This window comes from Modestobacter sp. SYSU DS0657, assembly GCF_054050925.1.
In genome coordinates this window covers 85,118-98,359 of the sequence record NZ_JBJHAG010000010.1, presented here as the reverse complement: position 1 = coordinate 98,359, position 13,242 = coordinate 85,118, and the positions used below count along the sequence as shown (strand labels likewise).

The window sequence follows — 13,242 nt, the reverse complement described above, 5'->3', positions numbered from 1 at the left end:
ACGCTAGGGCCGGTCCGTTGCCTCCGGATGACGTCGGCGTGACGGTGCGTCAGGGTGGGTGGGTGCCCGTCGCACCCGCGATCCGCCTGGTCCCCCTCGAGCCCGAGCTGCTGGCCGCGGTGCTGCCGTGGTTCGACCACCCCGAGGTGCAGCGCCGGCTGGGCGGCCGCACCTGGCCGGAGCGGGAGTTCGCCCTGCGCACCGCGGCGCGGGACGAGGAGTTCCGCGGACGGCGGGTGCTCCGGGCGCACAGCTGCGTGGCGGTGGACGAGGACGGGAGCCCGGTCGCCCAGGTCGGCGGCGACGTCTACGACCGGTGGACGACGTGGGACCCCGAGGCCGAGCGGGTGACCGAGGAGCACCCGGGACGGGCGGCGAGCGCGGCGTACGTCGTCGACCCCGGCCGCTGGGGGCGCGGATACGGCCGGGCGGTGCTGCGGGCCTACACCGCCGCGGCGGACCTGGCCGACGTCGAGCAGTTCGTGCTGGGCATCGAGCCGGACCACACCGCCAGCCTCGCGGTGGCCCGGGCCGCCGGCTTCGCGCCGCTCAGCGACGAGCCGGACGCCGAGGACATGCTCTACCTGCACCTGCGGCGCTGACCCCCGTCAGTCAGGGCCTTCTGCCATGGTGCGCCCGTGACCACCGAGCTCGCGCTGCTGCGGCTGGCCGCCCAGCGGCTGATCGGCCCGCCCGCGCAGACCCCGACGGACGCCGTCCGGGAGCTGACCTGCGTGCAGGGCCAGGACCTGCCCGGTGCCCTGCGGTCGGTGGCGCTGCGCTCGGCTCCCGGCACGCAGGCCGCGGTCACCGCCGCACTCGACGCCGGGAGCGTCGTCCGTTCGTGGCCGATGCGCGGCACCCTGCACCTCACCGCGGCCGAGGACCTCCCCTGGCTGCTCGACCTGCTCGGCCCCCGGGTGCTCGCCGGCGCGGCCTCCCGCCGCGCCGCCCTGGGCATCACCGACGCCGAGACCGAGCGAGCGCGCGACCTCGCCGTCGCCGCGCTCGGCGGGGGGCGCAGGTCCTCCCGGGCCGATCTGCTCGCCGCGATCGCGGCCGGCGGCGTCCCCACGACCGGACAGCGCGGGTACCACCTGCTCTGGTACCTGTCCCAGACCGGAACGCTCGTGCTCGGCCCGACCGCCGACGGCGACCAGCAGTTCGTGCTGCTCGACGAGTGGGTGCCTGCACCACGGCGGCTGGATCGCGATGCGGCGCTGGGCGAGCTGGCGCTGCGGTACTTCCGCGGCCACGGGCCGGCCACCGTCAAGGACCTGGTGCGCTGGGCCGGCTGCACGGTGGCCGACGTCAAGGCCGGCCTGGCGACCGCGCGGCCGCAGCTGGCGTCACTGACCGTCGACGGCGTCGAGCACCTGATGGACCCGCACACGCCCGAGCGGCTCGCGGCGGCCCGGGCCGAGGCCGACGGGGTGCTGCTGCTGCCGGGCTTCGACGAGCTGGTGCTGGGCTACGCCGACCGCAGCTGCACCGTGCCGGCCGAGCACGCGCAGCGCATCGTGCCGGGCAGCAACGGGGTGTTCCGGCCCACCGTCGTGCACGGCGGGCAGGTGGTCGCCGTGTGGCGCACCGGCCGGACGAAGGACCGGCCGCTGGAGCTGGAGCCGTTCGGCGAGCTGCCCGCGGAGGTGGTCGCCGCGGTCGAGGCGCGCCACGCCGCGCTGCCCTGAGCGCTCGGCGCGCGGACCGGGCGGTCCGGGGGTTGGCTCGGGGCCATGGAGCACACGCGTCTGGGCACCACCGGCCTGCAGGTCTCCCGGATCTGCCTGGGGATGATGAGCTTCGGCGACCCCGCCCGCGGCGGTCATCCGTGGAGCCTGCCCGAGGAGCAGAGCCGGGAGCTCATCAAGCAGGCGGTCGAGGCCGGCATCACCTTCTTCGACACCGCCAACGTCTACTCGGCCGGCTCCAGCGAGGAGATCACCGGCCGGGCGATCCGCGACTTCGCCGACCGGGACGACGTCGTCCTGGCCACCAAGGTGCACGGCCGGATGCGGCCGGGCCCCAACGGCGCCGGGCTGTCCCGCACGGCGATCCTCCGCGAGCTCGATGCCTCGCTGCGCCGGCTGGGCACCGACCACATCGACCTGTACCAGATCCACCGCTGGGACCCCGCGACGCCGATCGAGGAGACCCTCGAGGCGCTGGACGCGTGTGTCCGCTCGGGCAAGGTGCGCTACCTGGGCGCCTCCAGCATGTGGGCCTGGCAGTTCAGCAAGGCGCTGCACCGGGCCGGCGAGCACGGCTGGCACCGGTTCGTCTCCATGCAGGACCACTACAACCTGCTCAACCGCGAGGAGGAGCGGGAGATGCTCCCGCTGTGCGCCGACGAGGGCATCGGGGTCATCCCGTGGAGCCCGCTGGCCCGCGGCCGGCTCACCCGCGACTGGGACGAGCAGACCACCCGGTCGGAGACCGACGAGTTCGGCAGCAAGCTCTACAACGACACCGACCGGGTGATCGTCGAGCGGGTCGCGGAGGTCGCCGAGGCCCGCGGCGTCCCCCGGGCGCAGGTCGCGCTGGCCTGGGTGCTGAGCAAGCCGGTGGTCACCGCGCCGATCGTCGGGGTCACCAAGGAGCACCACCTCCGCGACGCCGTCGCCGCGGTCGAGCTGCGGCTGACCGAGGAGGAGGTCGCCCGGCTGGAGGAGCCCTACACCCCGCACTCGGTGGTCGGTTTCGCCTGAGCCGGCGGGGGTGGGCCCGGGGGCCGGGCCCACCCCGTTCAGGCCTGCTGCTGGGCGACCTCGGTCAGGTCGTCGAGCACCAGGCCGGCGCCCAGCGGGCCGATGGCCAGGAACCAGCGGTCGTCGTCGACCGGCACCGCGTCGCCCCGCTGGACCGCGCCGAGCGACTGCCACAGCCCACCGGAGGTGAGCTCGGTCAGCTCCCCCGCCCCGCCCTCGCCGTACGCGGAGTAGAAGAGCAGGTCGCCGTCCGCCTGGCTGATCTCCTCCGGGCCCACCTCCACGAACGTCTCGTCGGTGCGCTGGATCCACGGGCGGGCGAAGCCGGCGTCGGCCAGCACGGTCCCGATGAACGAGCCCTCGCCGTACAGCCGGGCCGAGCCGGTCCCGACGAACCGCACGATGCTCACCTCGAGCGCCGCCGGGTCGCCGAAGAGCGCGCCCACCTCGGTCGCCCGGTCCCGGTACTCGGCGAGCAGCTGCTCGCCCTCCTCCTGCCGGCCGAGCGCCTCGGCGTAGACGGGGAGGTTCTGCTTCCACGTCTCCCCGACGCCCTCCCCCATGACCGTGGGGGCGATCGCCTGCAGCTGCTCGTACAGCTCGGTGTGCCGCGCGGTGTTGGACAGGATCAGGTCCGGGTCCAGCGCGGCGATCGCCTCCAGGTTCGGCTCGGCGATCGTGCCCACCTCCGCGATCTCGTCGGGATCTGCGCCGGCCTCGGCCAGGTAGCCGGGCAGCTCGGTGCTCGCGTCGGTGCGGACGGCCCCGACCGGCGTGACGCCCAGGGACAGCGCGGTGTCCAGCTCCCCGGTGTCCAGCACCACGACCCGCTCGGGCACGCCGCTGATCTCCGCCTCGCCGAGGGCGTGGCCGACCGTGCGCACCTCCTCCGCCGCGCCGGAGGGGGCGTCCTCCGCCCCGCTCCCGGTGTTCCCGCAGCCGCTGATCGCCAGCGCGGTCACCAGCCCCACCAGCCCGGCTCCTGCTCGGCCCGCTCGCCGTCCGCGCACCCGTCCCGTCCTCTCGTCGTCGCCGCCTCGGTGGCGGCGAGTTAGGTTAGCCTGACCGAACTCGGGCGTCCCCCGGGGGACGCCCCGTCCGACGGCGGCGCGGACGGCGGGAGACGATGGCGACCGTGTCCGGCTCCTCCTCCCCGATCCGCCGGCTCGCCCCGCACCTGCTCGGCCCGCCGCTGCCGGCGGTCACCTCGCTGTGGGCCACCCACCGGCGCCGGGCACTGTCGGCCGCCTTCTGCGTGACCGCGCCCCTGGTCCTCTTCGTGCTGCTGGACCGGCCGGACCTCGGCTCCGCGGCCGCGCTCGGCGGCTTCACCGCCGTCTACGGCCACGCGCTGCCCTACCGGCGGCGGGCAGCGGTCTCCGCGGGGGTCGGCGTCGCGCTCACCGCCACCGTGGGCGCCAGCAGCCTGGCCGGTCCGCGCCCGCTGCTGCTCGCGGTCGTGCTGGGCGTCCTGGTGGCCGCCGCCACCGCCGCGACCGCGGTCTGGCGGATCGGCCCACCCGGCCCGTTGATGATCGCGCTCGCCGGCGGCAGCGCCAGCACGCTCGGCGACTCACCGACGGCGGTGGCCGAGCACGTCGCCGCGGCCGCCGGGGGCGCCGCGCTGGCGTGGGTCGTCGTGATGCTGCCCTGGCTGTGGGACCCGGCCGGACCCGAGCGCCAGTCGCTGCGCGCTGCCGACACCGCGGTGAGCGCCGTCGAGCGGGAGGGGCTGGGGACGACCCGGCCGGGCTCGGTCGCCCGCGCGGTGCGGGTCGCCGTCGCCGCGGTGGCCGGCGGCAGCCGACGGCGACCGTCGCTGCGCCGGGAGCTGGAGCAGGTCGAGGAACGGTTCTTCCGGGTCCTGCCGCCGAGCGTCCCACCGCCGGACGACGGACCTCCGCCCGCCGGCCCGACGACCCCGCCGCCGCGCCGTACCGCGCCGGCCTGGGCCCCCACCGCCGCCCGGATCGGGCTGGGGGCCACCACCGCCGGGGCGATCGCCGCGCTGGCCGGGCTGCCCAGCGCCTACTGGGCGGTGAGCACCGCCGTCGCCGTGCTGCTCGGCACCGACGCCCGGCACACCCGCGCCCGCGCGCTGCACCGGGTGACCGGGACGCTGGCCGGCGTCGGGCTGGCCGCGCTGCTGTTCTGGCTGGAGCTCCCCGTCGCGACCACCGTGGTCGTGGTGGGGCTGCTCATGCTGGCCGTCGAACTGCTGATCGCCAGCCAGTACGTGCTCTCGGTCGCCTGCATCACGCCGCTGGCCCTGCTGCTGGTGCACCTGGGCAACCCGGCCAGCAGCGGCACCGAGCTGATCACCGTGCGGCTGGCCGAGACGCTGGTCGGGATCACCGTCGCCCTCGCCGCCGGCCTGCTCCTGTTCCCGCACACCGGCAGCCGCCGGCTGCCGGGCGCGGTGACGGCGAGCCAGCAGCACGCCGTCGCGGCCGCGGCCGCACCGCCGGGCACCTGCGCGGACCACGCCCTGCAGGAGGCGCTGCTGGCCCAGGAGGAGGTGACGACGGCGGCGCGCGCCGAGCTGTTCGCCGCGCCCGGCGCCGACGTGTGGCGCCGCCGGGCCCGCCAGGTCGGCGACCTGGGCTGGGCGCTGCTCGGCGCCCGGGCGCGCGGCGAGCACGAGCTGGCCGATCAGGTCGCCGCACGGATCCGCACGGAGCTCGGCGGCGACCCGGAGACCGGGTCGGCCGGCTGAGCTCAGCCGGCCGGGCTCGACCGGCCGACCCGCCGGGCGGACAGCTCCCACCCGACGACCACCCGCCACCCGGCGCGGTGCAGCCGGCGGGCCGCCGCGGCCCCGATCCCGTCGCTGGCCCCGGTGACGACGGCGACCGGTCGCTGGTCCGCTGGCGGGGCGCTCAGTGCGCCCGCTCGACCACGAAGACCGGGATCTCCCGGTCGGTCCGGGTCTGGTACTCCGCGTAGTCGGGGAAGGCGGCGACCGCGCGCTCCCACCACACCGCCCGCTCCTCGCCGGTCAGCTCGCGGGCGACGCCGTCCCACACCTGGTCGCCGTCCTGCACCGTCACCTGGTCGGGGTGGGCCTTGAGGTTGAAGTACCAGGTGGGGTGCTCCGGGGCCCCGCCCTTGGAGGCGACCATGGCGTAGGCACCGTCGTGCTCCACGCGCATCAGCGGGTTCTTCCGGACCTTGCCGCTCTTCGCCCCGCGGGTGGTGAAGACCACCACCGGCTCGGTGCGGCCGGGCAGGGTGTTGCCCTCCCGCCCGCCGGTGCGCTCGTAGAGCTCCACCTGGTCGCGCACCCACTTCTCCGGGCTGGGCTCGTACTCACCTTCCAACGGCATGCCCCGACCCTAGGGCGGCAGCCGCACCCTCGCTCGGGACGTGCGGCGGGGCAGGTGCCAGCACGCTCCCCGGGGCCGACGGCAGCGATCCCAGCAGCAGAGGACGAGGAGACCGGACGGCGATGCGGCACCGGGAGAGCGGCGGTCTGGCACCTCGGCGGTGCAGCGCCGGCGCTGGTCCACCGCCGGGTTCGCGACCGGCGACCCGGCGCGTTGCGACACCTTCGCCGTCGACGACCTCGGCTGAGGGAAGCGGCGCCCGGGCCGCGAGGTTGCTGCGGCCATGACGAACCTCGGACTCATCGGCGCCGGGAACATCGGCACCGCCCTCGCCCAGGCCGCGCTCGACGCCGGCTACGACGTCGTGCTCAGCAACTCCCGCGGTCCGGAGACCCTGACCCACCTGGTGGCCGCGCTGGAACAGCGGCCGGGCCGGCGCGGCAGCGTCCGGGCCGGCACCGCGGCCGAAGCGGCGGCCGCAGCCGACCTCGCGGTGGTCACCATCCCGCTGAAGAACGTCGGCCAGGTGCCCGTCGAGCCGTTGGCCGGGAAGGTGGTGATCGACACCAACAACTACTACCCGCAGCGCGACGGGCAGATCGCCGAGCTGGACGACGAGTCGACGACGACGGCGGAGCTGCTCCAGGCCCACCTGCCGACCTCACGCGTGGTCAAGGCGTTCAACCACATCGGCGCCCGGGACATCGTCGAGCAGGGGCAGGCCGCCGGCACCCCGCACCGGCGGGCGCTGGCCGTGGCCGGGGACGACGCCGGCGCCAAGGAGAAGGTCGCGCAGCTCATCGCCGACCTCGGCTTCGACGTCGTCGACCTCGGCCCGCTCGCCGAGGGGTGGCGGATCCAGCGCGACACCCCGGGGTACGGGCCGCGGTTGGACGCCGAGCAGCTGCGCGCCGCCACGGCAGCGGCGAAGCGCTACCGCGACATGTGAGCCGCCCCCTCCGGGGTGGCGCCCACCCCGGAGGGGCACCGGTCAGCCGGCGACCTGCTCCTCGGCCTCGATCTGGGCGTTCCAGTCGCGCTTCTCGGCCTGCCAGCGGTCCTCCGTGCGGCCCACGCGCCAGTAGCCGGAGATCGAGGTGAACTCCGGGTCCAGCCCGCGCTCGGCGCGCAGGTGCCGGCGCAGCTCCCGCACCAGGCCCGCCTCGCCGTGCACGAACACGTGTCCCCGGCCGGCCGGCAGCTGCACGGCGCGGACGGCGTCGACCAGCGCCCGCCCGGGCTCGGCGGAGCCGCGGTGCACCCAGACCAGCTCCACGCCGGCCGGCGTCGGCACGTCGTCCTGCTCCTCCTCGGGGCCGGCGACCTCCAGGAACACCAGCGCCGGGGCGCCGGCGGTGACCCGGGGCAGGGAGGCGGCGATCGCCGGGAGGGCGCTCTCGTCACCCACGAGCAGGTGCCAGTCGGCGTCCGGCCGGGGCGTGTACGCCCCGCCGGGGCCGAGCAGCTGGATCCGGTCGCCGGGCCGGGCCGATGCCGCCCACGGGCCGGCCAGGCCCTCGTCGCCGTGGTGCACGAAGTCGATGGTGAGCTCGCCGGACGCGGGGTCCCAGGCACGCACCGTGTACGTGCGGGTGACCGGCCACTGGTCGCGGGGCAGCTCCGCGCGGATCTGCTCGGGGTCGAAGGGCACGGCGTAGGGCGCACCGGGCGGCGGGAACAGCAGCTTCACGTAGTGGTCGCTGAACTCCCCGACGGGGAAGCCGGCCAGCCCGTCACCGCCGAGCACGACGCGGATCATGTGCGGCGTCAGCCGCGAGGTGCGGACCACCTCCGCGACCCGGGGCACCCGCGGCCGCCGCGGCCGGGGCTCCACCGTCTGCTGTGCCGCTCCGGTCATCCCATCTCCTCCGATCAGGCAAGGGCAGGCTCCCCTTACCGACGGGAGGCTACGCCGAGCGCCCCCACGCCCCGATGGGCGGTGCGCGGAAAGTCGATCTCACCGGTTTACGCCGTAGACGATCTCGGGTACCCGCGAGTCCAACGGAACGGCGTCCACCGAGACCACGGTGGGCCCACCCGCGCGACACCGACCTGGGCGCCCCCGGGCGCCCCTGCGCCGTTCCGCGACCAGGCACGAGCAGCCCGGCCGACGTCGGCCGTCGGTGGCGCGTGCCCGGTTGCGGACCCGGCCGAACGACCAGCTCCACCCACCACGAGCCCCACGCACGACGAGGAGGAACGATGACGCACTCCATCGACACCCCGACACAGTCGCCTTCGAGCGGGGCGACCAACCGCACGGGCACCCCGTCGACCAAGGACGCCACCAAGGACGAGGCCAAGAACGTCGGCCACAGCGCTGCCGAGGCCGGTAGCCAGGTCGCCTCCACCGCGGCCGACCAGGCCAAGGAGGTCACCCAGGAGGCCGGCCGTCAGGCGCAGGACCTCGTGGCCCAGGGCCGCCAGCAGCTCACCGAGCAGGCCCGCAGCGGGCAGCAGAAGGCCGGTCAGGGCCTCGGCGAGATCGCGACGCAGCTGCGCAACATGGCCGAGGGCAGCGGCGAGACCCCCACCGGCCCGGCCGCCGACCTGGTCCGCCAGGCCGGCGACAAGGTCGAGCAGCTGGCGAGCTGGGTGCAGGACCGGGAGCCCGGTGACCTGCTGCAGGACGTCCGGTCCTTCGCCCGCCGCAAGCCGGGCGCCTTCCTGCTCGGTGCGGCCCTCGCCGGCGTCGTCGCCGGGCGGCTGACCACGGGCGCGGTGGCCGCGCACAAGGACCAGAACGGCTCCGGCCAGCCCAGCGGCGGCTCCGACCGTCCCGCCACGGGTGGCAACTACGTCGCCGGCACCCCGGCGACCGGCTACGCCACCACCGAGACCGCGGGGTACGCGACCACCGGCACCACCGGATCGGTTCCGCCCCCGCCGTACGGCACCCTGCCGCCGGAGGGCACCACCGCCGCCCCCACCGCCGGCGCCGGCTGGGACGACCCGTCCCGCACCCCCGGTGAGGGCCGGCTGTGACCGCCCCCGGCACCCAGGGCTACGGGCAGGCAGGAACCGGCTACGCGACCGGTGGGGCCACCGGCTACACCGCGACCGAGCACTCGGGCAACACCGCCCAGCCGATGACCGACGCGGGGCACCCGGACGTCGAGCAGACGTCGGTCGGTCAGCTGCTGAGCGAGGTCAGCCGGGATCTGTCCACGCTGATGCGCCAGGAGCTCGAGCTGGCCAAGGCGGAGCTGCGCCAGGAGGCGAACGAGGCCACCGGCGTGGTGAAGGGGCAGGCGACCCGCGCCACCGACGCCGCCAAGGGTGAGGCGACGAAGGCCGCCAAGGGCGCCGGGATGCTCGGCGGCGCCGGCTTCGCCGGGTACATGGTGGCGCTGTTCCTCAGCCTCGCGCTGATGTGGGCGCTGGCCAGCGTCATCCCCACCGGCTGGGCCGCGCTGATCGTGGCGGTCGTGTGGGGGATCGTCGCCGCCGTCCTCGCTGCCATGGGCCGCAAGAAGCTGAAGGCCGTCGACCCGAAGCAGGTCTCGCAGCAGATCGACTTCTCGCAGCTCAAGAAGGTCGACCCGAAGCCCGAGCAGACCGTGGACACGCTCAAGCAGGTGCCCGACGCGCTCAAGCCCCACTGACCTCTTCCCGGCTAGTTAGACAGGAGACCCCCTCATGACCAGCAGTGACCCGGACGTGATCCGGCGCCAGATCGAGGACACCCGCGCCAACCTGAGCTACGACGTCGACGCGCTGAACGAGAAGGTCAGCCCGACCCGGGTGATGGACCGGCGCGTCGGCCGGGCGAAGAGCACGATGTCCGGCCTGAAGGACAAGGTGTTCGGCACCGCTCACGACGCCCGCGACCAGGTGAGCAACCGCGCCTCGCACGCCCAGGGCAGCGCCCAGGGCGCCGCGCACAACGCCGCGGGCAGCGCGCAGGACGCCGCGCACAGCGCCATGGAGACGGTGCAGCACGCGCCGGAGACCATCCAGCGCCAGGCCCAGGGCAACCCCTTCGCCGCCGGGCTGATCGCCTTCGGCGTCGGCTGGCTCGCCTCCTCCCTGCTGCCCACCAGCGAGAAGGAGAAGCAGCTCGCCTCCCAGGCCGAGTCGGCGATCAAGGAGCACTCCGAGCCGCTCAAGGAGCAGGCCAAGGAGCAGGCTCGGAACGTGGCCCAGGAGATCGGCGACAACCTGAAGCCGGCCGCCATGAGCGCTGCCGGGTCGGTCCTGTCGACCGCCGCGGAGGGCGCCAAGAACGTCAAGGACGAGGGCCAGCACGCCGCCCAGGACGTCAAGGGCCAGGCCCAGGAGTCCCGCGAGAAGGTCCAGGAGAAGTCCTCCTCCTGATCGACCGCAACACCCCGTCGGGCCCCGGTGCAGCCGCACCGGGGCCCGACGTGCGTCCGCAGCCGGCCTGTCCACCTCATCTCCACGGGTGAGGGACCGGGTGGCGCCCCTCCAGCAGTGCCGCCGATCTGACGTTCCCGAGGCGACGGACTCCGTCCCGGCCGGGGACGGGCCCTGCCCGCAGAGGAGCGCTGGCCGTGGACCGCGACACCGTGGATGCAGCCGCACGCGTGCTGGTGGCCGACGACGAGGCGGACATCCGCCTGCTCGTCTCCCTCGCGGTGCGCAAGGCCGGCTGCACCCTGCTCGGCTCCCTCGCCGACGGCGCCCAGGCGCTGGCCGCCACCCGGGCCGAGCGACCGGATCTCGTCGTGCTCGACGTGTCGATGCCCGAGCTCACCGGACTGGAGGTCTGCGCCGAGCTGCGCGCCGACCCGGCCACCGCGGGCACGAAGGTGCTGCTGCTGTCCGCCGGCGCGTCGCCCGACGACGTCGCCCGCGGGCTCGCTGCCGGCGCCGACGCCTACCTACCCAAGCCGTTCACCGTCGCCGGCCTGGTCGCCGAGGTCCGCCGGCTCTGCTCGCCGGGGACCCCCGCGTGACCACCCTGACAAGGCCGGCCGCGGCCGGCACCACGCCCGGTGCCGCTCCCCCGGCCGCCCGGCTCGCCCCCGCGGCCCTGGCCGCCACCGCCGTCGTGGCCGTGGCCGTGCTCCTCACCCGGCCGGGCGCACCGGTGCTGCTCAGCGCCGCCGGGCTGACGGCCGTCCTCGCCGTGGGCGAGCTCGCCCGGCGTCTGCGCGGGCAGCTCGCCGCGTCCGCGGCGCTGGAGGGGCAGCGGCGGGAACTGGTGACCCTGGGGCAGTCGACCGCTGAGGAGCTCGAGGTCGCCACCCGGATGATGCGGGCCCGGGCACAGACCATGACCAGCGTCATCGACGCCGTCACGGAGCAGTCGATCATCGGCACCGACCCCGACGGCGTCATCCGGGTGTGGAACCCGGGGGCCGAGCGGCTGCTCGGCCTCCCGCGCGCAGACGTGGTCCGGCAGCGCAGCATCACCGAGTTCCACGACCCGGAGGAGCTCCAACCCAGTGCCGACGCCGACCCGGCGGCGCGTTTCGCCGCGCTCGTCCAGGTGGCGCGGGAGCAGGGCAGCGACGTCCGGGACTGGACCTACCTGACCGCCGACGGCCGGCGGCTCACCGTCGCCGTCGCGATCACCCCACGCACCGACGACGACGGCGAGCAGGCCGGCTGGAACTTCGTCGCCACGGACATGACCGAGGCGCGGGCCAGCGAACGGCTCAAGGACCAGTTCGTCAGCCTGATCTCCCACGAGCTGCGCACCCCGCTGAGCTCCATCCTCGGCTACCTGGAGCTGGTCCTCGACGACCCCGACCAGCCGCTGACCGACGAGCAGCGCCAGTACCTGGGCACCGTCGAGCGCAACGCCCAGCGCCTGCTGCGGCTCGTCGGTGACCTGCTGTTCACCGCCCAGGTGGACGCCGGGAAGTTCACCCTGCAACCCGAGGACGTCGACCTCGCCGCCGTGGTGCGCGCCGCCGAGGAGACCGCACGGGTCACCGCGGCCGCACGCGGCATCGCCCTGGCCGTGGACGTGCCCGCCGACGGCCTGGTCGTGCGCGGGGATGCGCTCCGGCTGGGCCAGGCCTGCGACAACCTGGTCTCCAACGCGGTGAAGTTCACGCCCGCCGGCGGCTCGGTCACCCTGCGCCTGCGCTCGGCCTGGCAGGACGACACCGGCGCGGAGACCGACCCGGGTGCGGCCGGCGCCCGTCCCGTCGCCCTGCTGTCGGTGAGCGACACCGGCGTCGGCATCCCGACCGGTGAGCAGGGGCGGTTGTTCACCAGCTTCTTCCGCGCCTCGACCGCTCGGCGCAACGCCGTCCCCGGGGTCGGTCTCGGGCTCACCATCACCAAGGCGATCACCACCGCGCACGGCGGCACGCTCGACGTGACCAGCGCCGAGGGGCGCGGCACCACCTTCACCCTCACCCTGCCGCTGAGCTGCTGAAGGACCCCGTCCCCCTCCCCCTCGCAAGCTCGGGACGAGCCTCCTGACGGATCCACGGGGAACCTGCGGTTCCTTGCGCTTTTCTTGCGGATCGCTCGCGGGACCCCTGCGGAAGGGCCTCCAGAGTCGTGTCTGTCGCCGGGAGCCCCCGCCGACACCGGCACCAGACAGGGAGACCCGCCATGAGCGCCACCGCCACCGCCTCCGCCTCCGCCACCCGCGGCCGCACCGCCCGCAAGATCCTCGGCTCGCTCGGCGTCGTGGGCGCCGCCGCGGCCGTCGCCGGCCTCGGCACCTTCGGCACCTTCACCGACAGCACCACTCCGCTGAACGCGTCGGTCAGCACGGGCACGCTCTCCATCGACCTGAACCGCGCCGGCACCACCACCCTGCCGATGAGCGCGGCCGGCTTCGTGCCCGGCGACTCGCTCAGCCGCGCGGTCGACCTGAGCAACACCGGCGACCTGGCCTTCTCGGGCCTGGTGCTGCAGTCGACCGCAACGACCAGCAGCATCCTGGACAGCGACCCGACCAACGGGCTGCAGATGACTGTCAGCTCCTGCCCGGTCGCGTGGACCGAGTCGATCTCCGGCAGCACCGCGACCTACTCCTGCGCCAGCCCGCGGTCGCTCTACTCCGGCCGGGCCGTGGCGGGCGCACCCATCGCGATCAACAACCTGAAGAGCCTCGCCGTCGGCGGCACCGACCACCTCGTGGTCACCCTGTCGCTCCCCGGCGCCGCCGGCAACGAGTTCCAGGGCAAGACCTCCACCCTGGCGCTGAGCTTCACCGGCACGCAGGCCAACGGCACCGCGCGCTGACCCGGCGCTCCCCCACCCCCTGACACCTTCCC

Annotated in this window: 16 protein-coding genes; 12 read left to right on the top strand and 4 right to left on the bottom strand. The window is 75.2% G+C overall.

Annotation, left to right across the window (positions count from 1 at the left end; genetic code table 11):
• The first annotated feature begins 62 nt into the window (after nucleotides 1-62).
• Genes ACI79A_RS08820 through ACI79A_RS08810 form a run of 3 tightly spaced genes read left to right on the top strand, consistent with a single transcriptional unit; the run spans nucleotide 63 to nucleotide 2,708 of the window.
• Nucleotides 63-602: a GNAT family N-acetyltransferase gene (locus tag ACI79A_RS08820; protein WP_457082100.1), complete on the top strand. Its 540-nt coding sequence runs from the start codon at nucleotides 63-65 to the stop codon at nucleotides 600-602.
• 36 nt (nucleotides 603-638) lie between these two features.
• Entirely contained in the window at nucleotides 639-1,691 is a 1,053-nt protein-coding gene (locus ACI79A_RS08815) for a winged helix DNA-binding domain-containing protein (RefSeq protein ID WP_457082097.1), read from the top strand.
• Nucleotides 1,692-1,736: 45 nt separating this feature from the next.
• Nucleotides 1,737-2,708 (top strand): aldo/keto reductase, encoded by a 972-nt coding sequence (locus ACI79A_RS08810; RefSeq protein WP_457082095.1) that lies wholly within the window; start codon nucleotides 1,737-1,739, stop codon nucleotides 2,706-2,708.
• Nucleotides 2,709-2,746: 38 nt separating this feature from the next.
• Here ACI79A_RS08810 and ACI79A_RS08805 read toward each other — a convergent pair whose 3' ends face one another.
• Entirely contained in the window at nucleotides 2,747-3,679 is a 933-nt protein-coding gene (locus tag ACI79A_RS08805; RefSeq protein ID WP_457082093.1) for an ABC transporter substrate-binding protein, read from the bottom strand.
• 164 nt (nucleotides 3,680-3,843) lie between these two features.
• Here ACI79A_RS08805 and ACI79A_RS08800 point away from each other — a divergent pair, with 164 nt between their 5' ends.
• On the top strand, nucleotides 3,844-5,424 hold the full coding sequence (locus ACI79A_RS08800) for an FUSC family protein (RefSeq protein WP_457082091.1): 1,581 nt from the start codon (nucleotides 3,844-3,846) through the stop codon (nucleotides 5,422-5,424).
• Nucleotides 5,425-5,426: 2 nt separating this feature from the next.
• Here ACI79A_RS08800 and ACI79A_RS08795 read toward each other — a convergent pair whose 3' ends face one another.
• Together ACI79A_RS08795 and ACI79A_RS08790 are read right to left on the bottom strand one after the other, a co-directional pair.
• Entirely contained in the window at nucleotides 5,427-5,684 is a 258-nt protein-coding gene (locus ACI79A_RS08795) for an SDR family NAD(P)-dependent oxidoreductase (RefSeq protein WP_457082090.1), read from the bottom strand.
• Nucleotides 5,588-6,034 (bottom strand): nitroreductase family deazaflavin-dependent oxidoreductase, encoded by a 447-nt coding sequence (locus ACI79A_RS08790; RefSeq protein ID WP_457082088.1) that lies wholly within the window; start codon nucleotides 6,032-6,034, stop codon nucleotides 5,588-5,590. Before ACI79A_RS08790 ends, ACI79A_RS08795 begins: the two co-directional genes overlap by 97 nt.
• A gap of 40 nt (nucleotides 6,035-6,074) precedes the next feature.
• On the opposite strand from ACI79A_RS08790, the gene ACI79A_RS08785 reads away from it, so the two are divergent.
• Both ACI79A_RS08785 and ACI79A_RS08780 read left to right on the top strand, forming a co-directional pair.
• The gene (locus ACI79A_RS08785) at nucleotides 6,075-6,281 is read left to right on the top strand and encodes a neutral zinc metallopeptidase (protein WP_457082086.1); all 207 of its coding nucleotides are present in this window, start codon (nucleotides 6,075-6,077) and stop codon (nucleotides 6,279-6,281) included.
• 36 nt (nucleotides 6,282-6,317) lie between these two features.
• The gene (locus tag ACI79A_RS08780) at nucleotides 6,318-6,983 is read left to right on the top strand and encodes an NADPH-dependent F420 reductase (protein ID WP_457082084.1); all 666 of its coding nucleotides are present in this window, start codon (nucleotides 6,318-6,320) and stop codon (nucleotides 6,981-6,983) included.
• Nucleotides 6,984-7,025: 42 nt separating this feature from the next.
• Here ACI79A_RS08780 and ACI79A_RS08775 read toward each other — a convergent pair whose 3' ends face one another.
• The gene (locus tag ACI79A_RS08775; RefSeq protein ID WP_457082081.1) at nucleotides 7,026-7,892 is read right to left on the bottom strand and encodes a siderophore-interacting protein; all 867 of its coding nucleotides are present in this window, start codon (nucleotides 7,890-7,892) and stop codon (nucleotides 7,026-7,028) included.
• 344 nt (nucleotides 7,893-8,236) lie between these two features.
• Here ACI79A_RS08775 and ACI79A_RS08770 point away from each other — a divergent pair, with 344 nt between their 5' ends.
• The 6 genes from ACI79A_RS08770 to ACI79A_RS08745 all read left to right on the top strand — a co-directional run bounded on the left by ACI79A_RS08770 (nucleotide 8,237) and on the right by ACI79A_RS08745 (nucleotide 13,210).
• Nucleotides 8,237-9,019: a hypothetical protein gene (locus tag ACI79A_RS08770; protein WP_457082079.1), complete on the top strand. Its 783-nt coding sequence runs from the start codon at nucleotides 8,237-8,239 to the stop codon at nucleotides 9,017-9,019.
• Nucleotides 9,016-9,639: a phage holin family protein gene (locus tag ACI79A_RS08765; RefSeq protein WP_457082077.1), complete on the top strand. Its 624-nt coding sequence runs from the start codon at nucleotides 9,016-9,018 to the stop codon at nucleotides 9,637-9,639. Before ACI79A_RS08770 ends, ACI79A_RS08765 begins: the two co-directional genes overlap by 4 nt.
• A gap of 34 nt (nucleotides 9,640-9,673) precedes the next feature.
• Complete coding sequence (locus ACI79A_RS08760; protein WP_457082075.1) at nucleotides 9,674-10,351, top strand: DUF3618 domain-containing protein; 678 nt, start codon at nucleotides 9,674-9,676, stop codon at nucleotides 10,349-10,351.
• A 197-nt stretch (nucleotides 10,352-10,548) separates the two neighbouring features.
• Complete coding sequence (locus ACI79A_RS08755; protein WP_457082073.1) at nucleotides 10,549-10,953, top strand: response regulator; 405 nt, start codon at nucleotides 10,549-10,551, stop codon at nucleotides 10,951-10,953.
• Nucleotides 10,950-12,389 (top strand): sensor histidine kinase, encoded by a 1,440-nt coding sequence (locus tag ACI79A_RS08750; protein WP_457082071.1) that lies wholly within the window; start codon nucleotides 10,950-10,952, stop codon nucleotides 12,387-12,389. Before ACI79A_RS08755 ends, ACI79A_RS08750 begins: the two co-directional genes overlap by 4 nt.
• 182 nt (nucleotides 12,390-12,571) lie before the next feature.
• A complete protein-coding gene (locus ACI79A_RS08745) occupies nucleotides 12,572-13,210 on the top strand; it encodes a TasA family protein (protein ID WP_457082069.1) in 639 nt (212 codons plus the stop codon).
• Nucleotides 13,211-13,242 lie beyond the last annotated feature (32 nt).